The 25,962-nt window shown below is 60.4% G+C and carries 16 protein-coding genes; 8 read left to right on the top strand and 8 right to left on the bottom strand.

Annotation, left to right across the window (positions count from 1 at the left end; genetic code table 11):
• Nucleotides 1-169: 169 nt before the first annotated feature.
• Complete coding sequence (locus ACS5PN_RS27375; RefSeq protein ID WP_439467201.1) at nt 170-1,237, top strand: ATP-binding cassette domain-containing protein; 1,068 nt, start codon at nt 170-172, stop codon at nt 1,235-1,237.
• A 46-nt stretch (nt 1,238-1,283) separates the two neighbouring features.
• Here ACS5PN_RS27375 and ACS5PN_RS27370 read toward each other — a convergent pair whose 3' ends face one another.
• From ACS5PN_RS27370 to ACS5PN_RS27355, 4 genes are all read right to left on the bottom strand, one after another.
• Entirely contained in the window at nt 1,284-3,674 is a 2,391-nt protein-coding gene (locus tag ACS5PN_RS27370; protein WP_439467200.1) for an alpha/beta hydrolase family protein, read from the bottom strand.
• A 101-nt stretch (nt 3,675-3,775) separates the two neighbouring features.
• The gene (locus ACS5PN_RS27365; protein WP_439467199.1) at nt 3,776-6,796 is read right to left on the bottom strand and encodes a TonB-dependent receptor domain-containing protein; all 3,021 of its coding nucleotides are present in this window, start codon (nt 6,794-6,796) and stop codon (nt 3,776-3,778) included.
• A gap of 80 nt (nt 6,797-6,876) precedes the next feature.
• Nucleotides 6,877-7,947: a FecR family protein gene (locus ACS5PN_RS27360; RefSeq protein WP_439467198.1), complete on the bottom strand. Its 1,071-nt coding sequence runs from the start codon at nt 7,945-7,947 to the stop codon at nt 6,877-6,879.
• Nucleotides 7,948-7,949: 2 nt separating this feature from the next.
• On the bottom strand, nt 7,950-8,429 hold the full coding sequence (locus ACS5PN_RS27355) for an RNA polymerase sigma factor (RefSeq protein WP_439467197.1): 480 nt from the start codon (nt 8,427-8,429) through the stop codon (nt 7,950-7,952).
• Nucleotides 8,430-9,089: 660 nt separating this feature from the next.
• Here ACS5PN_RS27355 and ACS5PN_RS27350 point away from each other — a divergent pair.
• From ACS5PN_RS27350 to ACS5PN_RS27330, 5 genes are all read left to right on the top strand, one after another.
• The gene (locus tag ACS5PN_RS27350; protein WP_439467196.1) at nt 9,090-9,872 is read left to right on the top strand and encodes a helix-turn-helix transcriptional regulator; all 783 of its coding nucleotides are present in this window, start codon (nt 9,090-9,092) and stop codon (nt 9,870-9,872) included.
• 55 nt (nt 9,873-9,927) lie between these two features.
• Nucleotides 9,928-10,278 (top strand): cupin domain-containing protein, encoded by a 351-nt coding sequence (locus ACS5PN_RS27345; RefSeq protein WP_439467195.1) that lies wholly within the window; start codon nt 9,928-9,930, stop codon nt 10,276-10,278.
• Nucleotides 10,279-10,547: 269 nt separating this feature from the next.
• Nucleotides 10,548-13,130, top strand: a complete 2,583-nt coding sequence (locus ACS5PN_RS27340; RefSeq protein ID WP_439467194.1) for a protein kinase domain-containing protein — start codon at nt 10,548-10,550, stop codon at nt 13,128-13,130.
• 109 nt (nt 13,131-13,239) lie between these two features.
• Nucleotides 13,240-14,571 carry an aspartyl protease family protein gene (locus ACS5PN_RS27335; protein ID WP_439467193.1) on the top strand — a complete coding sequence of 444 codons (1,332 nt, stop codon included), beginning with the start codon at nt 13,240-13,242 and terminating at the stop codon, nt 14,569-14,571.
• A 346-nt stretch (nt 14,572-14,917) separates the two neighbouring features.
• A complete protein-coding gene (locus ACS5PN_RS27330; RefSeq protein WP_439467192.1) occupies nt 14,918-15,331 on the top strand; it encodes a response regulator transcription factor in 414 nt (137 codons plus the stop codon).
• Here ACS5PN_RS27330 and ACS5PN_RS27325 read toward each other — a convergent pair.
• Entirely contained in the window at nt 15,317-16,087 is a 771-nt protein-coding gene (locus ACS5PN_RS27325; RefSeq protein WP_439467191.1) for a DsbC family protein, read from the bottom strand. The two genes, ACS5PN_RS27330 and ACS5PN_RS27325, sit on opposite strands and share 15 nt — an antisense overlap.
• A gap of 656 nt (nt 16,088-16,743) precedes the next feature.
• Between ACS5PN_RS27325 and ACS5PN_RS27320 the strand changes: the two genes are divergently transcribed.
• A complete protein-coding gene (locus ACS5PN_RS27320; RefSeq protein ID WP_439467190.1) occupies nt 16,744-19,314 on the top strand; it encodes a protein kinase domain-containing protein in 2,571 nt (856 codons plus the stop codon).
• Nucleotides 19,315-19,409: 95 nt separating this feature from the next.
• Here ACS5PN_RS27320 and ACS5PN_RS27315 read toward each other — a convergent pair whose 3' ends face one another.
• Complete coding sequence (locus tag ACS5PN_RS27315; protein WP_439467189.1) at nt 19,410-19,940, bottom strand: GNAT family N-acetyltransferase; 531 nt, start codon at nt 19,938-19,940, stop codon at nt 19,410-19,412.
• Between the two features lie 679 nt (nt 19,941-20,619).
• A complete protein-coding gene (locus ACS5PN_RS27310; protein ID WP_439467188.1) occupies nt 20,620-23,316 on the bottom strand; it encodes a TonB-dependent receptor in 2,697 nt (898 codons plus the stop codon).
• A 738-nt stretch (nt 23,317-24,054) separates the two neighbouring features.
• On the opposite strand from ACS5PN_RS27310, the gene ACS5PN_RS27305 reads away from it, so the two are divergent.
• Complete coding sequence (locus ACS5PN_RS27305) at nt 24,055-25,035, top strand: helix-turn-helix domain-containing protein (protein WP_439467187.1); 981 nt, start codon at nt 24,055-24,057, stop codon at nt 25,033-25,035.
• An 8-nt stretch (nt 25,036-25,043) separates the two neighbouring features.
• On the opposite strand, the gene ACS5PN_RS27300 is transcribed toward ACS5PN_RS27305, so the two are convergent.
• Nucleotides 25,044-25,817, bottom strand: coding sequence for an SDR family NAD(P)-dependent oxidoreductase (locus ACS5PN_RS27300; protein ID WP_439467186.1), 774 nt, complete (start codon nt 25,815-25,817; stop codon nt 25,044-25,046).
• Between the last annotated feature and the right edge of the window lie 145 nt (nt 25,818-25,962).

The following is a 25,962-nucleotide window of genomic DNA, read 5'->3' as shown; positions in this document are numbered from 1 at the left end:
ACTCACAGCTGCAGCTCAACTCGATCGCCAGACAATTGAACGAGAGGCCGCGCAAGACGCTCGGCTTCCAGACGCCCGCTGAGCGATTCAGCGAATGTGTTGCGATGACCGGTTGAATCCGCCAACCCAACCGGAAGCTCTCGCCGACTTCCGACGATCCACAAAGACATTGGAACTGTCCTGGAGTCTGCTTCATCGGCATCGCTTGTCGATGGGCGTTGTAGCAGCGGCAATTTTCCTGCTGTCAATGACCGCTTCTCTGCTGATCGCCACGTACGCGGTCGTGCACGGCACGATGACCGTAGGCGGCTTTGTACTGGCCAGCGTCTACTCGGTTCAGCTCTTTCGTCCGCTCGAACTGCTCGGCGCGGCGACGCGTGATGTCTCCCAGAGCCTGGCATTCGTCGGTCCGATACTCGACGTCTTCAAAACTACATCAAAACGGACGCAGGACGCATCGTTCGACTCGAAAACAGCCCCACCGAGCCGTCATGACAAGCCCGTGCCACACATTGCATTTCGCGGCGTCACTCTAAGCTTTGATTCAGCTGCGCCGGTGCTGGAGGATTTCCATCTTGTGATACCGCCGGGCCGCTCCGTTGGCATCGTCGGGGCCAGCGGGTGCGGAAAAACTTCCCTGGTGCGCCTTCTGATGCGGCTCCACGAACCGGACGCCGGCACCATCCTGATAGATGGCCAGACGGTCAACGATATGCCTGTATCCGAAGTTCGTTCAATGATCGCTGTGGTCCCCCAGGACGTGATGGTGCTGAACGCAACATTGGCCGCAAATATCGGGATGGGCAAACATGGCGCAAGTTCAGCCGAAATCGCTACTGCCGCCGAGCTTGCCGGCCTAGACGGCCTCATCTCAACCTTGCCTGAGGGCTACGACACCGTGATCGGAGAGCGCGGTTTGAGGCTTTCCGGTGGCGAGCGCCAGCGCATCGCCATCGCAAGAGCCATCCTGAAGGATCCCCTCGTCTTCGTTTTTGACGAGGCAACATCCATGCTGGATGGCACTACAGAAAACCTCCTCTTGCGCCGATTGAAGGCCGTTGCAGGCGGTCGAACAACCATCACGATCGCCCACCGGCTCTCTGCCGTCCAAGACGCCGACGAAATCGTGGTGCTTGAGGGCGGGAAGGTCAGCGAGCGCGGAAACCATGCCTCCCTGATAGCGCAGGGTGGCCTTTATGCAGAGATGTGGCAACTGCAGCAATCAACGCCAGGCTGATCAACCACAAGCACCCGTCACCCCGTCGGAGCCCGGCCCGTGTCGCTTACCGCGTCCATTCCGTATCTTGGCACCGCGGCTTCGCATCGGCTTCAACTTTCAGCTTGACCATCTGATCCCAGCGCTCGTATTGCTGGCGCAGGCTGTCCGTTGTCTCGGTCGGAATGATGAGTTCGGACCGCCTTTCTCCGTTCAACCAGAACCGATACCAATCCACGTTCCCTTGGAGGGAGATCATCCGCTCGCTCGGCCGCGATAACCCGTGAGCCCCTTCGGGAATCACAACCATTTCGACCGGCCGGTATTGACGCCGCAGAAGGGCATACAAGTCCCAATTGTTGTGCACTTCTGGTCCATAGGCTTCCATGCGCAAGGCCGCTCGAATGCAGTCGGTATGCAATGACGGATCATTTCGGATCCAACGCTCCCGCGACTCGCCGAACGGCCCCCCTTCATTGGCACGCTCCTTACGCGCCTGGATGCCATCCATGACCGCATAGGTGACCGTCAACGAGAACAGCGTATTGGCGTCACCATCGAGCAACGAAGCGGCTCGAATCGGCGCGTCCGTGAAGGTTACGAGGTTTAGAACGCGCTCGCCGGTACTGCTCCAGCCCATGATGCCAATCTTCTGGCGATCCACCCACCCTTCCGCGACAAGTGCGTCAATGGCACCCTTGACCCCTTCTGTGAAGGCGACGATCTGCCCGCGCTCGTCATTAGGGCCATTACTAGCTGCGCCCCAGGGAAGCGCCAGGACCAAGATGTTCTCTCGCAGGAACGCCCGCCCCGCGAAACCGCTCGTGAAACCGTCATAGACGTTCGAGCCATCACGATAGAAGCGCGTCGGCGAGAAGCCATAAGGCTGAATGACCAAGGCGTGTTTGACTTTGGCGTTGAAGTCTGCCGGCACCATCAGACCGCCATTCCAGGGCCTGCCCCTTGCGTCCTTCCAGCTGTACTCGCGCATCGTTCCCCATCGCGATTCCAAGAATTGCGGGTTCAGTTCGGTCAATCGCACCGTAGCACCGCCTGGCCCGTCCGCAACGACATCGGGCGGCTGGTTCAGCGCCTGCCTGATACGGATCCGCCAGTCGGCATTAACCTTGCTGCTTGAATCGCCCTCAGGCTGAGGCCCTGTCAGCTCATGCCAGGCACCGTCCGCGCCCCGCCTGAACCGTCTTCGCTGTTCGCCATCAATGGCGACAAACCCGGCGCCTTGATCCTCACTCGGGATCATTGCCTTCAATCGCTGGTTCAGCTTCGCAACCGGCTGCCACCGACCAGAGTCAGGCCAGTACTCGACGACATAGGACGCCACCGCAGCTTCCTTGTCACCTTCCCTTAGAGGAATATGCGTACCGGCAATGATGACGGACCGGCCGCCATCAAGCCAAAGGCGATCCGTGCGCAGTTGGTTCGTCTGAAGCGAATCGTCAGGCGCATCCAGGACGACCTGCTCCTGCCCATCCACGAGCCGAAACGCGATGAAGCGCCGCGTCACATAACTCATCGGGCGTGAAAAGTAGCCCAGCGGATCTTGCGTGAGTGAAGGCCCGTACTTCGCGGTGGCCTCAGCGATCAGCGGGTACTGCTGCGCCCACGCCAGCTGTCGACCTGACTCGTATCGAGGCAGCACGACCCAGCGTCCATCCGGAGAGATGCTGGCGCTTGGGAAACCGCCACTGCTCTCCGCAAAAGACTCGCCCAATGGGCGAGGTGGGGTGCGTGAGCCCGCTTCTGCAACAAGATACTGGTAGCGCCTTTGCTGCGTTCGAAAGCTGTTCTGCCCATGGTGAACGCTCCAGAACGAGTTGGTGCCAACGACCACGCTGCGGGCCCCAGGAGGCTTCGCCGGGTTGGGCACAGGCGAAACCACGACTACCCAGCGAAGGTCGCTCGACACATCAAAGGCGGCGACTCCGTACGCCGTGAAGGTCATTTGCGACAACCTTCTGGTCGGAACATCGAGTTGGTAGACCTGAAACGGTTCGTCGTTCATCCTTGCGCGAAATACGAGCGTACGGTTACCGACCCAGGCCACGTCACGCAAGGGCGGGTTGTGGTCATCCTCGTCACGCCGCGCCTCCACGGTCAAAACGGACTCGGGCGGCGCCGGTGTCGACGTGCTCAGGCGCTGAGCCTGAACATCGAGCAGCAGGATCTCGAATCGATTGGTGTCCATCCCCACGTCGGGTTTGCGGGTGACGACAAAGGCCCGCTCACCATTTGGAGAAACCTGATGCTGCAGCGAGTCATCGTCGTGGCGGATGGGCTGGATGATTCGCTGGAACTCGATGACCTCCCGGACTGTCGGACCGACGCCAGCGGCAGCTGACGCGGCAATAGACGCTAGGCCGGCGACCCATATTGCGCCGAGCTTTCGATAGTTCAGGCGGACGACCGCCCATAGAAAAAGGTAGATTTTTGACAGCATGGAGCTATCCCGGAGCCTTGAGCACCGGGGAAAGAAGAAGGCCAGGGAACCCGCGCCGGTGCGGCGCAGGTCAGCGGCATCTACAGCTGGGCGACTGGCGCCTACCAGTGCATCGACAGGCGCACGCTTGCGTAGCGTCCCCGCCAATCCGCCTGCGTGACGTCGTAATAGGGTGAGGCGCCCACGTACTCTGGCAGGCGATCTCCGACATTCGCGACTGCCAGGGACAGGCTGGCATCCTTGACCGACGGGAGCCGCAGTCCCAACCGATCCAGCGCCACCGTTCCCGCCAAGTCGTAGATCCAGAACCGTCCCAGCGAGCGGCCGCCTGGCGTGCTGTCGTTGTAGCCGCCGAGGTAGCGACCCGTGAGCCCAAGACTCCAGTTGCTCTGATCAAGGCCCGCGAAGACACGCCCCTTCCATCTTGGCGACCAGAAGTCGACTGCCCGCCGCCCCAACCGGTTCTCAGCCGCTGCACCGGGCGCGAGCACGACGTCGTACTGGGAAGTACGCGTGGCGTTAGCCGTCATCGTCCACTTCAGGCCGGCAGCCTTCCACGAATGCGACGCCTCCACGTCAATGCCAGCGGTATTGATTCCGCCGTAGTTCACCTCTGAGTAGAGAACCCTCGTGACCTGACCCAGCGTTCCGCCCGGGCCGGGCGATCTTGTCACAAATCCGGGGAACAGTGCTTCGTTATCCAACGTCACCTGTGGCCAGAGCAGTGCGATCAATCCGTCGATCTTCACTCGCCACGCGGTAGCACCGAACCGTGTCCCAGCAAGCCCTTGCGGTTCCCACGCACCGCCGAAGGACACCGCCCTTCCCTTCTCTGGGTTCAGGTCTGGGTTTGCCACACGCAAGACCTCGCCCCCCACAATCGGCGCATTGGAATGCGCGGGATCGACCAGTCCGTAAGCGTCCGTCGTGAGTCGCGTCTCATCAATCCTTGTTTGGAGCAATGTCGGCGGCTTGAACGACGTTGCCAGAGACGCGCGCAGCAAGACGGTCCTTGCGGGCCGGAACTCTGCCCCGAGCTGGTAGGTGTTCGCACTGCCGAAGTCGCTGTAGCTGTCGCGTCGCCCCGCAAGGGTCAGCGTAGCGAGTTCCCAGGACGCTCCCTCAGTACCGCTGCGCCACAGAGGTGCCCGGACTTCACTGTAGATCGCGTGATTGGAGCGCTGCGAAGCAATGTCGAAGCTGCCGGGTGTCACTGTCTTGTATCGATCACGAGCCCATTCCGCGCCAGCAATCAGATCAACACTGCCGGCTGGCAGGTCCACCAGCGCACCGCGAACGAACGCACCGACCTGATCCTTGCGACCATGGTTGTCTCGTGCGGAATCCGGCCAGATCTTTCTCAGCACCTCCTCACTGGCAGCGACGCCCGTCGTGAACGGGTTCAATGCGCTCGATGTTGCCGTAGCAGCCAGAGCAGCAGTCCGTGCTGACGTATTGGCCGTCGTGTTCCCAATGCGTCGATCTCCGTCATCCCGCGTTGTCGAAATTGAGGCCTCGATATCCCAGCCGGCGGGCAGCGCGCCCCGAAGGCCGAGCAGGGTTCGGGTGAAATCCGTGCTTCGTGCAAAGGTTTCAAGGCCGTTGATCTCGCCAAGCCGGGTTGTCACGCGTACCGGCACACCGAATGGGTTGTAGGGATTGGACGCAGGGACGAGAACGTTGTTCAGCAGCAGGCCACCTTGCTCAGAGCGAAGTCGGTCACGGGCGAATGTGACCTCACCAAACACAGACCAGTCAGCCGCAAGCCGCGTTTCGCCTGCCGCATGGACCGCCAAGGTCTCGGCGCCGTAGATCAACGCAGCGCCATTCCCGTTGGCCATCGAATTGCAAAGGTTGGCCTGTCCGGCTGTGGAGGAGAAGCTCGCGATCGTCAGAGGCTGCCCGGGGTCCTGCATCGGGATGGCCGCGAAAGTCGAACTCAAGCCTGGAAGATTGGCGGTGGTGGTGCTGCTCACCGTGCCCGGTGTACAGCCCCGGGTGCGCGCGTCCACGCCACCCAAACGCCGGTAGTCCGCATCCCGAAAGAAGCTCCGTTCGGCCATGCCAAGCGGGGTGGTTTTGCTGTATGACCCAAGAAGCAAGAACGAGCCGTCGATGCTTCGCTCACCAGTCGCCAGCGAAACGCTGCGATCCCCGGTGCCTCTACCTTCGGCGGCGTGGACATCCACCGAGACTCCCTCGATTGACTTCTTGAGGATGATGTTGACCACGCCGGCCAGAGCATCGCCGCCGTACACCGCCGACGATCCGACGGGAACAATTTCGACGCGCTCGACCGCGGCAAGCGGGATGAGGTTCAGGTTGAAGAAGTTGCCGGAGGACGACCCGACTGCCTGGACCCGCCGTCCGTTGATGAGAACGAGTGTTGATCCGAGCGGCAGCCCCCGCAGCTGGACCGCGCCCTGACCTGTCGTTGTCCCTTGCGCACCTTCGCCCACGCCGATCGAAGCTTCGTTGAGGCTGCTGATGAACCGTTCGAGCGTGGGCTGCCCGCTGCGATCGATGTCCGCGCGTGTGTAGGTGTTCACCGGCGCAGGGCCATCTGCGTCGATGCGCTTAAGCCGGGAGCCCGTGATTTCCACGCGGGTCAGCGCTGATGTAGCGCCGTCCGCACGGGGAATACTCCAACTGGCATCGCCAGAAGCCACCACCGCCGCGGCTGGAACTCGCGAAGGCTCGGCTGTACCCGCAGCGTTCTTTGGAGATGCGGCTGCCTTGGGCGCACTTGCCGGAGCGGTTGACGGCACTGGAGCGGCCCCTGGCCGAACAACAATCGATCCGTCGGGCATGATGATCGGCACAAGCCCAGAGCCCTCAAGCGCCTGCGCGATTGCCTCGGCTGCAGTCAACTGGCCCGACACCGCTCTCGAGACGCGCCCGTTCACCGCCACGGGATCAAACAAAACGGATGTGCCCGTTTGCCCTGCAATGGCTCGCAGCGATTCCGCCAATGAACGCGCAGGCTGTTCAATCCGGTATCGAGCATCACTCGAGCGCTCTGCGGCATTTGCTGCCCCAACGCTGAATGCCAGCGCGACACATGCGCCGCCGCGGATCGCACCCGCAGTCCAACTTCTTTTACCCAAGACTTTCCACAGCATCTACTGCCTCTCTCTCGCACTACCCAGTTGGTGATGCAGAGATGACGAGGCCTTTCACTCAATTTCAGCCAGGGGTTTTCCTACTGTGGGGCCGCCAACTCCAGCCGTCCCGCTGACTCCTTGAGCGTCAAACCGTGCAATGCGGCCACCGCACGAGCGAACCCAAGGCTGTCACCGACTCGATACAGCCCACTGACGCGAGGGCCTGACAAATTCCCTAGCAACACGATGGGCGTTCGGCTGTACCGGTTCATTTCCGCCACTGCATCGGTGAGTGAGACATCGTCAAAGAGAGCCTCGTTGCGCTTCCAGGCCAACATCTGCTCGATGCGCGGCCTGTCGACCTGTAGCGACGGCGCTGAGGATCCGGCCTTGGCTCTTGCCATTCGCACCCGCTCGCCCGCCTGCATCAGCACCGGCTGAGCGGCTGTTGCGCCGCCGTCAACGCCAGAGGATTCTGACGACGACCGCACCGAGACTCGCCCCTCGATCAATGTGACTGCCAGGGCCTCTCCACCCGCGTCGGCCGCTCCTGGAACGCGAACGGAGAAAACGGTGCCGAGCGCAACGACGTCGCTGCCGGCCGCATGGACGACGAAGGGACGCTGTGGATCTTTGGCCACCTCGAAAAGCGCCTCTCCCGTCTCCACGACCACAGACCGCACCTTCTTTGTCATTTCCGTGTGAACTCTGGTGTCGGTGTTCAATGACATCCGTGTTCCATCGTCGAGCACAACCAGCTGTTGCTCGCCCACCTTGGTTGCATAGGTGTCCTCTTCCGGCCAAAGGTAGATTCCCAAACCGACAGCCGCGACCAATGCGGCACAAAGCGACACGACAGCTCGCCGATGCAGTCCAAACCGGCTCGTTAAGCCAAGACCCTCAATCGACGTATCGCCCCTGCGTGAAGCGCTCGCAAAGGCGTCTGCCAGCGTGACGCCGGGCACCGCCTCCCAGACCTCCGTGCATTTCTCAAATGCCAGCCGATGCGCTGCGGATCTCGCCTGCCAATCCAGACACTCCCGCTCCATCTGAGTGCTGCGATCCGGTCCGTGCAAGCGGGCGATCCAGACCGCCGCCTCGGCCGCGATCTCAGGGGTCAGATCTGAATGCTCCTCGCCACCTGTCCCATCGTTGCCCGTTCTGTTCATCGCTACCACCCCTTCATTGAGCGAGTCAGCACCAAGATCGCCTTGGCAATGTGCTTTTCTACAGCACTCACGCTCAATCGGTTCTCCCGCGCAATCTCGACGTAACTGAGGCCGTCCACGCGATGTGCAAGGAAGATCCTGCGCGTTTTCGGACCAAGATCAGCCAAGCTCTCACTCAGGCGCTCAAGTCTCTCTCGCGCCAGCAAGGTCGCTTCGATCGACGGCGCAGAGTCAACGCTGATCGCATCCTCCAGCAGCACCTGCTCCCCGTGGCTCTTGGTGGTGCGATATGCATCGATTGAGAGGTTGAGAGCGGCGCGCATAAGGAAGGCTTCGGGCTGGTTCACCGTCTGACGACGTTCATAACAGGCCAACTTGACCCACGCCTCCTGCACCAGATCATCGGCGTCATGGCGACTACGCCCTCGACGCATCAAAGCGCTTCTGACGCGGGACATCACGATCTGCCAGTCTTTCACCATTGCATCGATGGGATCAAAGTCGATTAAACGGCTGCCATGTTAGGCAGGTCGACTCTGCCTGGCGAGTGCCGACGCAACCTGCTGCGGAAATCAGCTAATCGCCGAACGATAACGCCGCTATCAACCGGATCCCCACGCTTCGAAGCTGCTCACAAGGGATTGCGCCGCCCAACGAACCGATGCTCGATGGCACGTCTCACCGCTAAGCAAATACCCAAGGAAACCGATCCAAGCGGGTCAAACTGCTCCGCCAAGTGGAGATGAGAACGAGTGCCGACTTGACCGAACGACACCTTCCTCATCGAGCCGCTCTCATTGATACGAAGCAGAGGTCTGACGACGATTTCCTCCATGAAAGGGTCGATGCGCAGCGGCACCATGCCACCAAGTCCCGCAGGCCGTGTCGAATGCTCATGACAAAGTCCACCGCTGAAGCAGCGCCTCCATCGACGGGCTCAACGCGTGAATCTGGACGCATGCGACTGACCAGGGTTCCCTCGGGCGTGGTCGCTGAACGAACACGAAAAATCCAAGGCAACGCACGCATGGATTGTTGGACGCTGTTCGCTACACCGGAGCAGTTCCAGGCCTTCGCGGCGACGGACCCGCTTCGGTTCTCTGATCCTCTTCTCTTCGCTCAGATGAACAGGGAGTTCGATCTTGCCTACGACAGACCCGACGCGCATCACGCCCAATCAGGAGCGATCCCTGGCGATCGACTACGCAGCCCAAGCACTACGGACAATCGTAGGCCTGTCTTTGGCGGCAAATCCACCTGACCTACTGCATCGCCTTGTCGCCGCCACCTCTGCCATCGGTGCGAGCGCCAGCGTTTACACCGCCGAGATCCCGGAAGACGGCATTGAACCGTCCTGTTTCTGCCTTTTCGCCTGCGATCCACGCTTTGCGCAGCAGCAGAGCGTCAGGGATTCCCCATTGAGTCATCCCTGGTTCAGGTTCGCCAAAGCGCATTCGATACCCGGCACAGACAAAGATGTGCTGCTCCGCGATCCAGCGGACATCGAGGCGATCCAGCTCGCAAGACAGCACGGATTTAGATCTACGCTGATCATCCCTACCGCTGCGGGCGCAAAGGTCGACAGGATCGAAATGCTTTGCCTGGGCAGCTACCGAGACGACGCTTTCGCAGGAGAGCAAGCCCAGTTCATCCGATGCCTGGCACGAGCCTTGGCCGCGGAATTGCATGACTGGCTGATTCGGCATCTTGCACACCAGCTGCGTGAAGCAGCACGACTGCAGCCGACAGACGTGGACCTCCTGAAGATGGAATGGCAGGGGTTAGGAACCAAGGAGATCTCGTTGCGCACAGGGATGACACCAGCATCCGTCGATTCACGATTCCAGCGCATCAACATTCGGCTCAATTGCCCGAGCCGGAGCACCGCCGCCAAGCGCGCCGCGGCATATGGCGTTCTGGAGTAGCTTGCCACCCAGGTCCGCCATTGAAGTGGTCCAACTGCGGTCGTCCCACCATCGCGTGCCACTCAAGAACCATCTGACCCGCGAGGAGGTTTTGGTGCTCATCACCGGCCGGGCGATCGCGCAAGTTGGCGATGAAGAGCACGAACTCGCCGTGGGCGGCGCGATGGTGGTGCCGCCGGGCATGCCGCTCTCCATCTGGAACTCGTGGGCTGAACCGTTTCGCATGGTTGTTGTGCTGCCGGTGGGTGGACAGGCCGTGATCCCTGGCCAGCCCCATTTTTGCCGCCCTGGGCCATCTGAAGTGCGGGTCCCTCGCTTCTGCGAGCGAATGCCGAGGCAAGCAGGACGCAAAGCGCAGGCCCTGGTCATCAGTTCTCGAGCCGAGGCGCCACGCGAGCAGCGCTAGCCAAAAGCTGCCAGCGCTCGTCGCGTTGGCACATGCCCCGCGCGCCGTTTGCTAACGGCTTGCGCGGCCGCGGGGCCCCATTCGAAGCCCGTCGCCCCCCAATCTGAAGCCAAATCCTACGAGTGTTCGTAGTTTCAAGCGCTGAAGCCACCAAAGCCAGGACTTCTTGAGTCCAATCGGCACGCCCACTCCGAGAAATCGTAAGTCAGGACCGAAAAACAGCTCGGTCCGTCACTCCCCGTCGATCGCCCGCCTCGCTCCAGCGCCGAATGACATTCCTTGCAGCACCAGAAGAAGATCTCCGCCGCTGGCAGACCCTGAAGTCCCTGCTCGCCGAGGTCATGACCGTTCCACCCAAAGAACGAACGGCCTATGTTGACCATTGCCTCGGCGGCGATCCGACGATGCAGCTTGAACTCAGGGCCCTGCTTGATTCCGCCGCACGCACGACAGCGTTTGGAAGCTCCGCGCTCGTCAAAGATTTCCTCAACGGTCTCGCGAACCGTGTCGAGGCATGGATCGGTCGACGCGCAGGCGCCTATCGCGTGACACGACTCATCGCCCATGGAGGGATGGGAGAAGTCTATGAAGGCGTCCGAGACGATGGTCAATACGAGCAGCGAGTGGCCATCAAGGTGGTCCGCGAGGGTCCGAACCGGCAGGCCCTGATCGACCGATTTGACAGTGAGCGACGCATCCTCGCCACCCTGGATCACGTGAACCTTGCCCGCTTGATCGATGCAGGCGTTAGTGATGGAGGCGACCCGTTCTTTGTTATGGAACTGGTCGAAGGGGTACCGATCGACTTGCATTGCAACAGCAACAAGATTTCTCTGCATGGTCGCCTCGCATTGATACGCACGGTCTGCCAGGTTGTCCATTACGCCCATAGCCAAGGCGTGATTCACAGTGACATCAAACCCCAGAACATTCTGGTCACACCAGCTGGCGTCGTGAAGCTGGTTGATTTCGGCATTGCCCAGAGGCTGCACGGGCACGGCAACGAAGAGCCAGCAACTGTCGACCGGCGGGCCTTGACCCCTGAATACGCCAGTCCTGAACAACTTCGCGGCGAGCCCATTGGCCCGACGAGTGACATCTACTCGCTGGGTGTGGTGCTCTACCGGCTATTGACAGGCGTGAGCCCATACGCACGGGCACTGGAGAGCAACTTTTCTCTCACCCAAGCGATTGGCGAGGTTGAGCCACCCCGCCCTAGCGCGGCTATGCGAGCCCCAGATCACCCCGGTTCGTCCAAAGACCTGCGTGGCGACCTGGACGCCATCGTGCTGATGGCACTGCGAAAGGCTCCTGATCGACGCTACGAAAGCGCCGAGGCGTTGGCAGACGACCTGTTCCGACACATGGGTGGCGTCCCCGTCATCGCCCGTGGCGGCGCGGTCGGCTACAAGATCTCTCGCTGGGTACTGCGCCATCGCGGCGTCGTTGCCGCCATTGGCGTGGCCAATGTCCTGCTCTTCGCAGGCGTCCTGGCGACTACCTGGCTGGCCATCGAGGCTGGGCAGCAGCGCGATCGTGCTACCCAGAACGCGACCGATTTGAGGAAACTGGCCAACACCCTCATGTTCGATGTGAGCGAAGGCCTCGCTAGCGAACCCGGCACGACACAGGCACGTCGCGTCATCGTTCAACACGCACTCGCCTACCTTGAAAAATTGCGCAAGCAGGCACAGGACGATCCTGCCATGCTGCTAGATATCGTCCGTGCCTACCGACGTGTTGGCGACATTCAAGGTGGCGACGGCAATCCTGACACGCCCAACACGGGAGACCCATCCGCCGCTCTGTGCGAATACGTGCAGGGCATCAAGCTGGCAAGTCCACTCGTCGACCTGAAGTCCACGCGGGTGGAGGCGTTGAAAGAACTGGCGATGCTGCACAAGCGCAAGGCAGTGATCCTGATCTCCATGGGAAAGTTTCCCGAGGCGCTGACAGCTGCAGCAGCTTCTGTCGACGCCGCCGTGAAGCTGCAAAGCGAATCCACCGACGGCACAGAAACGCTGATCCTCCTCGCCAAAGCCCATGCAGCTAAAGCGCACGCATGGGCAGCCGCGTCGAAGAACGATTCTTTCCAGAGCGAATCCCAGTTGGCTGAATCGTTGGCTCGCCAGGCCCTGACCGCTGCCCCAAACGATACCGGCGCCAACAGTGCGTTGGTCTGGACCCTGGGGTCGAGGGCCTGGTTCTACATGGCGGGATTTGACGATAGACAGCATGCCGAATTGGCCTTGGCTCACTACCGCGATGCTCGCGGGATCGCGGAACGAATGGCGCCAGCTGAGCCGGCGCAGTCAAGGTTCATCAAGCTAAGGCTCGCCAACAACATGGCGGTTGGTGAGGGGCAGGCCTTGCAACGCCTGGGGCGTACCCCAGAGGCGATCGTGAAGTACCGGCAAGGGTTGCTCTATTGGGAGACACGAACGTATAGAGATTCGACATCCGTCGACTCACGCATTGGTCTGTTTTCAGCACTCAGCCACCTCGGATCAGCGCTCACGGACAGCCATCAGACGGACCTGGCAGTCGATCATCTTCAGCGCGCCCGGTCCATCTACCTGGGGTTGCCTCAGGTTGCTCGCGCAGGTGTGATGAATCGTATGGAGTACGCGGGGCTGCTGTATGAACTCGGCCGAGCCCATGAACAACGATCTCAGCACGGTGATCGCGCGCAACGCGTCGCCGAGCTGAAATTGGCCGAAGAGACGCTGGGCGAATGTTTGAAAATTCGCAATGAAGCTGCCTTGCTTTCGATCGGTTCAAACCCTGGCATCTTGCAGCCTGCGGCCATTCAGGGCGCGCTCGACGCAGCCCGACGGCAACTCCAGACATGAAACTGTCCGGCGCCTCAGGGCGGCACACGCGCCACGGCATCCCGTAGGATTTGACGCATTGAGCCCCTCCTAGACTGCCCGATCAACGGGAAAATTGAGGGAATCCAGCGTGCATACCGAAACTTCTGCCAAGTACATGACAACGTGGTCTCGACTCGCGCGCTGCACCGCATCGGCTCTGCTGGCATGGGCCGCAAGCGTTCAAGCCGCCCCGCTACGGGAGGCGGAGTTCTGGACGTTCGAGCAGGCATTGGCGCTTGCTGAAAAAGGCCAGACCGCTCCATTGCAAGCCGCTCTCAAGGAAAGCAGTGACCCCGCCATGGCCGCGCTCGCGAAAGCGCGACTGGCCGCGGGCCGCCTCGACCACGCTGCAGTCCTTCAAGAGCTGAGCACGTTCCAGCAATCGCAGGACAACCCACCGACACTCCGCGCGCAAGCGCTCGTTGTTGAAATGGACTCGGCTTTTGCTCACGCTGACTATGCACAAGCCGCCCAGGCCGCTGGCGAATGGCTTGCCCTTCCAACGGGGACGGATCGCATTCACGCTGCAGCGGGTGTCGCCCAGACCGCAAGCATCGCGAACGCGCTGAAGATGGTGCCCCGTCAAAGCATCATCACTCGAAATCCAAAGAAGGTTTGGACATCGCGGGAGGTGGCGGGGCTGCCTCAAGCACCCATCGTCATCAATTCCATCCCTGTCAAAGCGGTTCTGGATACTGGCGCCAACCTGTCGGTGATCACGCAGCTGCAAGCCACCAGGATCGGCCTGCGCATGTTGGATGCGAGTGGCAGCGTAGGCAGCGCCAGCCAGCAGGCAGTCCAGGTACGGCTGGGCATCGCCGATCGCCTGGAAATCGGCGGCGTTGTCTTTCAGAACGTGGCCTTCCTGGTGATGGACGACGACCAGCTCAAACTTCCGGTCAATGGCGGCTACCAACTCGCGGCCATCATCGGCTTCCCTGTCTTCATGGAGCTGAAGCGCTTCACCTTCGGTGCAGATGACAGCTTCACCGTTGAAGCTCCAATGCGGGCCAGCCCGCCCGGGCCTAGCAATCTGGTAGCCGGAGGCAATGATCTCTTCGTCTCCACCAGCATCAACGGCATCCCACTGGCGCTCCACTTGGACACGGGTGCTGCGCAAACGAGCCTCACAGCGCGCTTCGCCCAGCTCTATCCCGAGGCCGTCAAGTCGCTCAAATCTCAAACCGTCCATGTTGCCGGCGCAGGTGGTGCAAAAGAACAAAAGTCACTCATCCTCGAGCGAGCGAATGTGACTCTAGAAGGCAAGACGATCCGGCTCAAACCGATTGATGTGGAAGCTCCATCCGAGCCCGCAGACGAAAAACCGTTTGGAGCCATCGGTCAGGACGTCCTGGCAAAAGTCGGTGGCTACACGATCGACCTGAACGCCATGAAGCTCACGGCCCATGGCCGTCGATAGAGAAATCCTCCACTTCAAAGCGCTTGAAAGTAAGCGAACGGTCAACCCGCTGAACGCTGGAGCGACACGGTGACCGGCGACGAATTTCGCAACTGCGTTCACGAGGACCTGTCCAACGATCAAGTAGGCGGCGATTACCCGATGCACTCCCAACCTCGAGCAAAGTCGGTAGGCCGTCTAACGCAACGGTACAACGGTTTGCTGCCGACTCGCGGCGAGACGGGGCTGCTGCCGCGTACGAGGTCAGCATCGGGGACCAATTGACGGACCATCGCGTCGATTTCGCGGGAGCGTCCGCCGTGATTCCGGCCATCACTGAGCCGCCATACGACGGAACATGGAGCCCATGGACATATTCGTCGTAGAGCGCTCGGCCGCTCTCCGCCGGCAGCTCGTGCGCCGTCTCGAGGCCATGGACGGTATTCGCATCGTCGGCGAATCGGCCAACCGGCGTCGCGCCCTCACGCTCATCAAATGGACACGCCCTGACGTCGCGCTGGCGGACCTGGCGCCCGACGAAGGGTCGGGCCCGAGCCTAGTCGCGGAGCTGCACACCGTTGGCTATGCAGGCCGGATCGCCGTCCTGGCGGCGCACGCCGTCGATGCACTTCGCGACGCACGCTCAAATGCGGGCACGAAGCCCATTCACGCAGATGTCTCGGGCTGGAAGTCCCTGCTCGACGACTTGACTCAGGCCCTCCCTCGATCGTCGCGCTCAATACCAAATAGGTGGTGCCTTGGCAATTTACATGATGCTTAACATGCGACTGTCCTGAGTCGGCGGTGTAGTCGACGAACTCGACACCAAAACTTTCAAGCGCTTCTCCAATTCCGCTGGACTGACTGCGCCAGCAATACGGCTGCCGTCTTCTAGAAAAATCGCAGGCGTGGCATTTACGCGGCTGCTTCGGGACAACGCGAGATTCCTATCAATCGCCGCAGCATCGCAAGACGCCGCCGGCGTGACCGGCAACACGCCCTTGAGCATCCAGCCTCTCCATGCGTTGGCATTGTCCTTTGCACACCAGATTGCACGCGCCTTCTCTCGCGAGTCATTAGCAAGGATGGGAATGACGAAGGTGTATACGGTCACGTCGTTGATCTCCTGCAGCCCCTTCTCAAAAAGCTTGCAAAACCCACAATTGGGATCAGCGAACACCGCGATGCGACGCTTGCCATTGCCATTCTTCCAAACGACCGCATCCTTGAACGGCAGACTTGCAAAATCGATGCGGCTGAGTTGCGCGATGCGGTCTCCAGTCAGGTTCTTCCTTGCCTTCAGGTCGAAGATCTCACCCTCGAACAGGAAGGTTCCAGTCGAATCCGTATAGCGAATCTCGTTGCCGAGGCGGATCTCCCAGATCCCTGGGACGGGCGATGGGCGCACTTCATCGATCTTCGGCGCATCCGGCATTCGCTCCGCAATGGACTTTCGGATGGACGCCTCGTCGGCAAGAGCAGGCAGACTGCTGCAGACGAGGACAGCTGAAGCGATTCGAGAAACCAAATTTCGCACGATAGATTGGCTGGTTGAAGGTTAATGGCTCAATGGAGACCACGTGAATGGTCGCCAGAGTCGGCAAATCGCAAACTACGAGTCCTCGTATTCGCCCCGTTCATAGGTAGCCAAACCTAGTCATGCGCGAACGCAGTTCGCGCCGCGAGACTGTTCCCCAGCGACGTTGGACACCCGATCTCGCGCCTGGGAAGGGGCGATGGAAATTGCCCCAGCCGCCCCTGCGGCCACCGACACGCCGTGATACCAACGTGCGACAACGCGCAGTGCGGTTGACTTCTGAAGTGATTCAGCAACGTCCCCAGCGACGAAGGTAGAGGGGGTCAACCATCCGACGTAGCGCGAGTCGGAGTCAACGGCCACAAGAAGATCCTGGATCGCAAGACCTGCGACCTCAGCAACGCACTCACACGGAGCACCTTGGCTCGCGCGGGGCATAGCGGCACCACAACTACGAACCTTCGTATCGCCTCCATCAGCAAAGGCAAAACAGAATCGAGTCACTCTTCATAAGATATCAGCAGGGACATCATGGCCTATCGCACGGATGCAGGAAGACTCGGCCATCGGCCAATTGACGCGGCCCTTAAGGGCGACCGATGAAGTGAGCAACTGGCCGCGAACGGATACGCCGCCAATCACTCGCCCTGCACGTTATGGCCATTGCCTCGCCAGGAGAAGACGTCCGCCGATGGCAGTTGCTGAAGTCACTGCTCGCCGACGGCATGGCGCTTTCAGCTGCTGATCGAGCGGCTTTTGTCGACTCCTGCACCAAGGACGACAAGGAGCTGCAGCAAGAGCTGAAGACCTTGCTCGACCTCGCCGATCGGCCCGCTTCTTTCGAAGCGTCTCCGCTGGTCACGAACTTCCTGCACGGTCTGGAGAGGCGCGATGATTCGCGGATAGGCCAACGCGTGGGCGCGTACCGAGTCACGCGATTGATCGCGCGAGGCGGGATGGGCGAGGTCTATGAGGGTGTGCGCGATGACGGACAGTACGAGCAACGCGTCGCCATCAAAGTGGTTCGGGACGGACCCAACCGCGCACTGCTGATCGAGCGATTCGACCGAGAGCGGCGCATTCTCGCCACGCTGGAGCACCCCAACCTTTCGCGGCTCATCGATGCAGGTCTCAGCGCATCAGGTGATCCCTACTTTGTCATGGAGCTGGTCGACGGACTGCCGATCGACATCTACTGCGATCAGAAGAAGATATCGATGCGCGGGCGCCTGGCACTGATGCGCACGGTCTGCCATGTTGTCCACTACGCCCACAGCCAAGGTGTTATTCATCGCGACATCAAGCCGCAAAACATCCTCGTCACCTCGGGCGGCGTGGTGAAGTTGGTTGATTTCGGGATTGCCAAACGACTCGAAAATTCAAGCGAGGATCTGGCCGGCACAGCAGTCGACCAGCGCGCGCTCACACCGGAGTACGCAAGTCCTGAGCATCTGCGCGGCGAGCCGCTGGGTCCAGCCAGCGATGTTTATTCACTGGGCGTCGTGCTGTACCGACTCCTGACGGGCGTAAGCCCATACGCTCCCGCGCTTGCCAGCAGCTTCGCGCTTACACAAGCCATCTGCGAAGTCGAGCCCACGCGGCCAAGCGCGGCAATCGCGACCGCAGACGGCTACGCCAAACGGCAACGGCTCCGTGGTGACATGGATGCGATTGTTCTGATGGCTCTGCGCAAGGAGCCGAATCGGCGGTTCACGGGTGCCGACGCGCTAGCTGACGACCTTTTTCGCCATATCGAGGGCTTCCCGGTCCTCGCCCGACGCGGTGCGGCCAGCTACAAGTTCTCTCGCTGGGTGCTTCGCCATCGAACAACAGTCATTGCCATCGGTGCTGTAAACGTCTTGCTGATCGCGGGCATCCTGATCGCTGGTTGGCAAAATGTTGAGATTCGCAACCAGAGAGATCGTGCGACTCAGAACGCGACCGATCTGCGCAAGCTCGCCAGCACTTTGATGTTTGATGTGAGTGATGCGCTGGCGCGAGAGCCCGGCACTACACAGGCGCGGCGTCTCATCGTGCAGAACGCCCTCGCCTACCTAGAGAAAGTACGAGAGCAAGCCATTAGCGACCCCGTCGCCCAACTTGACAGCGTGCGCAGCTATCGGCGCGTCGGTGACATTCTGGGCGGATCGAGCATGCCCAATATCGGCGAGCACGCCAACGCCTTGCGCCACTACGAGCAAGCCATCTCGATCGCGTTCGACCTGCTCGGAAACGATTTGACGCGTCTGGGCGCGCTGAGTGAACTGGCTGAGCTGCACAGATCCAAAGCAGAAATGCTCATGCTGCTGGGCCAGTATTCCGAAGCGTTGGCGGCCGCTTCAGCGGCAGTTGACGAGGCAGTCGTCGCTCAGGCCGAAGGGATGGATCGCGCTGAAAACTTGCTCCTTCTCGCCCGCACCTATGGCATGCGCGCGAGAGTGCAATCGGCGCTTGCACGCAGTGAGCCATTTCTGGCAGATCTGACGCATTCCGAGCGATTGGCAAGACAAGCACTCGCGGCCGCCCCGCGCAGCCTCGCTGCCGGCAGTGCATTGGTCTGGGCCATCGGCTCCCTCGGTTGGTTCGACCTCATCAACTTCAACGACGCACAGCACGCAGAGTCATCATTGGCCCGATATGGCGAAGGTCTCGCGATCGCCGAAAACCTCCTGACACCAGACGCCCCACTCACCTGCAACCTGGCCAGGCTTGCCGCCAACATGGCAGTGGGCGAGGGTCGAGCCCTCCAAAGGTTGGGGCGTACACCGGAGGCGGTTGCAAAGTTCCAGAGATCCATCGCTTACTGGGAATCGCGAACAAACAGCGACGCCACGGACGTAGCCTCACGGGTTGGGCTTCTCGACGTCCTGCAGGAGCTGGGGTCTGCACTGACAGAGAGCCATCAAGCGCGTCCTGCCATCGATGCCTTGGAGCGCGCTCAAGGCATCTACCTCGAGCTGCCTGAAACTGCACATACCAGTGCAGGCACCCGGTGGGGCTACGCGCAGATACTGTATTCATTGGGGCTTGCCTACAGCCAGAGGGCACAGCTCAAGACTGGGCGGTCACGCATCGCCGACCTCGAGCAAGCTGAAGCAGTGCTGACCAAAGCCGTCAGCGTGTTCAACGAGCCAGCCCTCGCGACGATGGGGTTCCAAACCGATGGGTTGACAACCGCAGCGGTACAGCGCGATCTGGACAAGGTGCGCCAGCAGCTGCGGGGGTAAGCAACCCGCCAAAGTCCGAAAGGCTTAGCAACGCCTAGATCATCGATATGCGGGTGAAGGCGCAGGCGGCCCGATCCGCCGAGCCTGCCGCGCCACTACCTGTCTTCTGTAGTGAGTCCCGCGCTTGGCGGATGCACGGTCGTGACAGCCTCCATCGACAGTCGCTTGATCGTGAATCCCATGCTTTCATAAAGTTCAATTGCAGTGCCGTTCGACGCATCGACGCCCAGCCCGACACGGGCGAGCCCGCGTCGCCGCGCCTCAGCCAACGCGGACTCCATCAGGAACCTGCCGAGACCACGGCCACGACACTGGGGAACGACCGCGATTGCCGTGATGAAAAGCTCCCGCTCCTCTGTGAAGAAGTCGGTCTGTTCGGTCAGCCAGAGATGTCCCGCGAACCGACCATCGACCTCACAGATCTGCAGAAGACTCGCGTGCAGGGAAGGCCCCGCGGCGGTCCAGCCATAGCGGGAGCGAAGAAATTCTGGCCAACGTGCGACGAAACGATCCCGGACCTCCTCGGAGGCGCCGCGCAGCGCGTTGCGCGAGGTCTCCAGATCCAACGCGAGGAAGTCTTCCCAATCCGTCTCCACATAAGGCCGTAGCGAAGGCGAAGATGTCATACCAGAGATCCAGAAGCAGTCAAACTTGATTTGTATGTCGAAGACCCGCGGTAGTCACGCTACTCGCCAGAGCGCACACGCGTCTGGGCGTGTTCGCAAGGTACGAATAATTCTCGCGAACCTTAGAGCCGTGCGAGTCGACATAGGCGCGGCCAGCTGATGCCCTGAAATATCCGTCTCAGAAGGAGGGCGTTGCTCGAACGTAGTAGATGCGGCCCGATTCGGTGGCGAAGCGCGAATCCCAGCCATCGGCTTGGAAGAGGTCGGTCGGTCTGGCTGTTGGACGGCGGATCGCGGTCGAACAGATCGCTAACGCCGAACACCAGGGAGGTCTGGAACCGGTCGTACAAGCGGAGAGAGGTTCAAAGCGGGTTCAGCTGACACCTCTCGTCGACGCGATCCCTCTTGCCATGACACGTGCTTCTTCCCGCGTCTCGGTAAACCTGGCCGCCAGCCGTTGGCCATGACTGCTTCTTTGAAAACCGTGATCAAGAATGCCTTCTCGCGGCTTCTCCTGCGTCCCTGGTTCCAACAAAATTTCCGAAAGACTAACGCTAGCGCCAACCAAAACCACTTTACCTATCCTGCAAGACTTGCATTAACGGGAACCGCCTCCGGTAATACGTGTCGGCGCACGCGCGACCGAGCCGCGAATGGCCGACCGTGCGACATGACTTCCTCAGAAAGAAGCAGTCCCTCTAACGTAATAGACGCGTCCCGTCGCGCTGAAGAATCGAGAATCCCAACCACCGCTTTGGAATTGCGTGGTTTGATTCGAGAAGGGGGGATCGCGGTCGAACAGATTGCGAACTCCAAGAACCAGGGAAGAGCCCTTGGTTGGCGACCAGCTGCCGTACAGGTCAGTCGTCGTAAACGCCGATACATGGTTCGTCGCCGGGTTGAAGTCCTCATAACCCGACTTGTAATGCACCGCTGTGCCAAGAGCAAAGCTGCTATATGCCCAATTCGCTGTCAGGTTGTGCTGCCACTTGAAGATTGGACCGACGCCGACATAGCGGCCCACGCTCTGGTTCCAGGGGCCTGTCGAATAGTCCTGGTACTCGTATTTGTTCACGAACGTGGTATTGAGAGAGAAGTCGAACTGGCCAACCGTCGAGCGCACACGATATTGCGCGCTCAGGTCCACGCCGTTGGTGTTCGTGCCGCCCAGGTTCTGGTTCAGCTGCTCCACGTAACCACACTTCGGCCCTGGGCAATCGCTGTTGATGGACAGCAAGTTTCCGGGCTGAGCAAAGTAGAAGTACTGCTTGAACTGCTGATAGTTCTGGAACATCGTCGATTGCGGCAACACAGAGATCGTGTTGGTGTTCTTGATCGCCCACAGGTCGATGCCGACGCTCGTGTCAGGCATGGGCTCGAAGACCGCTCCGAGGGTGTAGTTCTTGGCCTTCTCTGGCTTCAAGTTGACGTTGCCGCCGTTTTTAACCTGAAATTGATTTTGGCAATTAGCCGCGGAGGCGCCAGGAATTGGCGTGCCATTCGGACAATTGATCGGATTGTCGAAATTGCCGCCCGTGTTGGTGAACGACGTCGAACTGTAAAGTTCGAACAGGGTCGGCGCGCGAAAGCCGGTCGACGCCGATCCACGCAACAGCATCGCCTTGCTCGGCTGGAAACGGAACGACAGCTTGGGGTTGGTGCTGTCACCGAAGTCGCTGTACTTGTCGTACCGCAGCGATCCGGTAAGGTCCAGAGTCTTGTGAACAGGCACGTTCACTTCCGCGTACAGGGCGCCGACCTTGCGCGTGCCCTTGGCGGTACTGTCGGGATCAACCCCCGTCGACGAAGTCACCAGCTGGGCGAACTCCTTGATGGGATGGGAGTCGTAATTCTCCCGTCGGAACTCACCACCGACGGCCACCTGTGCGGGCCGACCCACGCCAAACCAATCGCCGATTTCTCGACTGGCCGTGCCCTTGTAGATCTCGACCTTGCCAGTGGATGACATCAGCGTACCTTTGAGCGCCGCTTTCGCGATCAATGCCTTTCCTGCGTCACTCTGTGCGCCAAAAGGGTTGATGACGCCTTCAAGCAGTCCTTCGCCGATCATGTCGCCGTCGGCATAACCGCTCACCAGGTTCTGGTCCACCGTGTTCTTGTTGAACGAGGCCTTGAACGAATAGTCCCAGTTTGCCGCATTCCCTTCCGCCGACAAAACGATGCGACTCTGCTTGTTTTCGTTCTGTGTGCCACGCAATCCGCTAGCAAAGTCGCGCCAGTTGAGAGAGACGAATCCGCGCTGCACGTTTACCGGGTTCGGAAAAGCGGCGGACGGCTGGAAAGCTGTATTCCCCGCAGTGCCATCATCAAAGTTCGGATCGACGTGAGCCGTTGGGAAATAAGGATTGGGCTGGCCGTTGGGCATGATCGGGTTCATGACAAAGCCGCCATAGGGTACGGGTGCAACGTGAGTCGAGACGCGGTTGCGGCTCAAGAATGCTTCAGCACTCAGCTCCAGCGCATCGTTGACGCGGAGCGTGCCCTTGAGCAAACCGGAAGCAGTCTCCGACTTCGGCGCGAAGTCGACGAAGTTCGGTGTGACGATCTTGCACTGCGTGCCACCCGCTACTGGAATCAGCGCGACTCCATCGCAGGCCGGAGCGGCAGGGTTGTAGAACAGCCCACCCTGACTGTAGTTCGCAGGATCGGTATTGACGGACGTGCCACCCACGATACGCTTGTTGAAATCGCGTTGATCGCCGGCGATCGCGTCCTCTTTCTTGACGCTGAGAAATCCGAGCAAATTGAAGCCCTGGTTCGCAAGATCTCCGAAGCCCAGGCCGATGCTTCCACTCTTGCCCTTGCCGCCGGCATGCTGGGGCGAGTCATACCCCAGCGTGAGAGTTCCACCGTTGTAACTTTTCTTCGTGATGAAGTTGATCACACCGCCGATGGCGTCTGTGCCGTACAGAGCTGAGGCTCCATCGCGCAGCACCTCAATACGGTCGATGGCCGCAAAGGGAATCATGTTGAGGTCGGGCGCAGATCCATCGACCGCGTTGTTGGCGATGCGCTCGCCGTTGAGCAGCACCAGCGTTTTATCCTTGCCAATGCCACGCAAGTCCGCAAACGATGCACCTCCGGTTCCAGCTCCCACAGCCTGGGTGGAATTGACCGTCGACTGGACGCCGGTGAGATTGGCCATGATCTGTTCGACCGACGTTACGCCTGCGTTGCGCAGATCTGCCATCTTCACGACGGTGACCGGAACTGCCGTTTCTGCATCGATCCGTTTGATCGCCGAACCGGTGACGGTCACGCGCTCGATCTGTTGCGTCTCGGCCTGTTGGGCCCAGGCGCCGATACCGCCAAGAGTCATCAGGGCGGCCACGGCAATCTTGGTTTGTTTGTGCATCGCTGATCCAAAAGAAGGATGTAGATAAGCCCCACGCAATACGGCAAATGCGTGCGACACGAAGGGCTCTTCCTGGAAGAAGACGGCCTTCGTCGTGAAGGCGCAGATGGTGCCCTCGCCAAGCGCCTGGACAACTACGATTGCTCGTACGCGACATTGCGCGACATAAAGGTTAGGACATCAATCGATCAAGCGATTCGTCGACAGCGAGCCGGCCAACGACCTCCGAGGATTCGATGACTACCTGTTGTCGCGGCAATTACGGCAGCTGCTATTTGATCCGCGCAGCGCGAAATCAATCGCGATGCCCCGCCCAAGAGAAGCGATTCCGTCCGCTAGCCGCGCCGGCCTGGTTGGCGCTGCCCAGCGCTCCCGCACCACAGGCTTCGAGAGGAACAACCAGGGAATGACCCGTCGCTGCTGCCAAGAGTCCACACCGACTCGGTCATCGACCCGAAGCAGCCGCCAAGCGGAGCGGTGATCGGGACTGGGACTGGGACTGGGACTGGGACTGGGACTGGGACTGGGACTGGGACTGGGACTGAGCATCTGACAGAAGCTAAAAGGCGCTTTATAGCTAATCCTTCAGTTGATGTGTAATTGCCTAGGCTGGCCTGGGATTTTTCAACTCATTCTGTCCATGACATACGCAAGGGCTCGCGACGGTCGGGACCTATGCCAGCAACACCACTACGCGATGCAGAACGCTCATGAAGGGGCGTCTCATGGGAGGACACGATGGAACACGTCGACGAGTCGCTGCTGCGCCAGGCGCCAGGAATACCGGCCGACGGCCGCATAGCGCTCGCACCACAGCGACTCACGGCGCATCGATTGCGGCTCGGGTTGAGCCAAGAAGCGCTGGCCGAGTACTGCTTCGACCGTCGCCTGTGTGTCTCGATCGCATCCATCAAACGGGCGGAGTCCGGAAAGTCGATCCTGTACCGAACGGCACGGCATCTGGCAACGGCCTACGAGATTCCGCTGGAGTCACTCGTGTCGAACCTGCCGCGCTCGCCGGAGGAAATGGCGGGTGGATTGACCATCGGTCTGGCGGGAACATCCTCCGTCGTCGATGTGTCGATGTCGGACGACGAACCGACGTCGCGCAGCGTGGTGGTCCTCGCATTGCCACCCGCTGCGGTCCTGACGCCCGACGAGATCCATCATCGACCAGAGTTCCGTCGACGTGTCGCTCAACGCCACGTTGCCTTGCGCCAGCTGGAACTGCTGCGGGCTGAGGTGCATTTGTGCGGTGAGCGCGTTGTAGAACTGCTCCGTGAGGGTCTGCATCGCTTGGGGGGCGGAACTGGGGTTGGTCATGTGTCTCTGCTGAAGTTGGTTGGATCGATAGGTGACCGCCGCGCCCTTCACCGGGGCGGCGGGACGGCATGCGATGAACGCGATGCCGACGGGTTGGATCCTTGCAAACACGACGGACCTTCGTCGGTTCACTTTCGGATCAGACCCGGTATCACTTCAGGATCAGCACAGGTAGCGCTCGACCGGGCTGGTCACCAGCGCCGAGGATTTGGTCCATTGATGAGCATCTGGCAACGACTGGGGCGCGTGACCAATGTGTCACCCAGGTTGGGTGCTGGCCAGGCATCTATCGAAGCGACAACTGCGGAAACTAGCGGCGTAAGGCATCGCTTGATCAGCCGAGGATCAAGACACACGCGGTTCAACAAGCCCTTAGGCAGTGCGAGAGCGATCTAAGCCTTGGCTTAGAGCGACGCACCTCCATCCACGACCAAATCATGTCCCACTACATATCCCGCGCTGTCGGAGCAAAGCCACAAGACCGCAGACGAAATCTCGTCGAGGCTGGCAACTCGGCCCGATGGATTGATGCTCGCAATTCGTGCATCCCTTGTTGCACGGTCTTCACCTGGACGGAACGACATTTCCGTGTCGACCGGCCCTGGACTGATGCTGTTGATGCGGATGCCATGCTCTATGGATTCCAATGCCGCTGTTCGTGTCAGCACCACCAGCGCAGCCTTCGAAGCAGCGTAGGCACCCGTGCCCGGCCGAACGCGTGGAATTCCGACGTTGGAGGCGATGTTGATGATGGCTCCTTGTCCGCTCGGCTTCATCGCAAGGATCTCGTGCTTCATGCAAAGCCACGCGCCCAAGGTATTGGTATCGAAGATCTCTTTGAATGAACGGAGATCGAACTCATCCACATTGCCGCGGCGCGCCGTCCCAGCGCAGTTGATAGCAATATCCAGGCGGCCACTTGGGCCTTGCGCCTTGGCCACCAGAGATCGCACGCTGTCTTCATCCGTGACGTCGCCTTGCACCACATGACAGTCACCCCCGGAACGCTCGATTTCGACCGCTGTCTCCTTGAGTTCAGCAAGTCGCCGTCCCGCCACAGTGACGATAGCTCCCTTCGCCGCAAGAGCAATCGCCAAGTGACGCCCGATTCCGGACCCGGCGCCTGTGATCAGCGCAGTCCGACCCATCAACGCCCGCACCTGCAAATCCGATTCCATCGCCCTACTTTTCTCCGCGGTCCTGACACGGTCGGCAGCGTATGAGGGTCAGCAGAGCGCGCTGGATACGAGACCTCGTAGCAAGGCTGAACTTAGCCTCCCTCAAAAGTCGCCTAAGGTGTGTCCCCTAGGACAGCCTGCACAG

Source organism: Roseateles sp. NT4, assembly GCF_051857475.1.
Taxonomy (GTDB): Bacteria; Pseudomonadota; Gammaproteobacteria; order Burkholderiales; family Burkholderiaceae_C; genus Pelomonas.
This window is presented reverse-complemented; position numbering and strand designations above follow the sequence as displayed.

Bases quoted from the DNA above. Each gene is read 5' to 3' on its own strand.
- ACS5PN_RS27340 (WP_439467194.1), top strand. From the start codon at position 10,548: ATGACATTCCTTGCAGCACCAGAAGAAGATCTCCGCCGCTGGCAGACC.
- ACS5PN_RS27315 (WP_439467189.1), bottom strand. From the start codon at position 19,940: ATGACATCTTCGCCTTCGCTACGGCCTTATGTGGAGACGGATTGGGAA.
- ACS5PN_RS27330 (WP_439467192.1), top strand. From the start codon at position 14,918: ATGGACATATTCGTCGTAGAGCGCTCGGCCGCTCTCCGCCGGCAGCTC.
- ACS5PN_RS27300 (WP_439467186.1), bottom strand. From the start codon at position 25,817: ATGGAATCGGATTTGCAGGTGCGGGCGTTGATGGGTCGGACTGCGCTG.
- ACS5PN_RS27370 (WP_439467200.1), bottom strand. From the start codon at position 3,674: ATGCTGTCAAAAATCTACCTTTTTCTATGGGCGGTCGTCCGCCTGAAC.
- ACS5PN_RS27310 (WP_439467188.1), bottom strand. From the start codon at position 23,316: ATGCACAAACAAACCAAGATTGCCGTGGCCGCCCTGATGACTCTTGGC.
- ACS5PN_RS27355 (WP_439467197.1), bottom strand. From the start codon at position 8,429: ATGGTGAAAGACTGGCAGATCGTGATGTCCCGCGTCAGAAGCGCTTTG.
- ACS5PN_RS27360 (WP_439467198.1), bottom strand. From the start codon at position 7,947: ATGAACAGAACGGGCAACGATGGGACAGGTGGCGAGGAGCATTCAGAT.
- ACS5PN_RS27320 (WP_439467190.1), top strand. From the start codon at position 16,744: ATGGCCATTGCCTCGCCAGGAGAAGACGTCCGCCGATGGCAGTTGCTG.
- ACS5PN_RS27305 (WP_439467187.1), top strand. From the start codon at position 24,055: ATGGAACACGTCGACGAGTCGCTGCTGCGCCAGGCGCCAGGAATACCG.
- ACS5PN_RS27365 (WP_439467199.1), bottom strand. From the start codon at position 6,796: ATGCTGTGGAAAGTCTTGGGTAAAAGAAGTTGGACTGCGGGTGCGATC.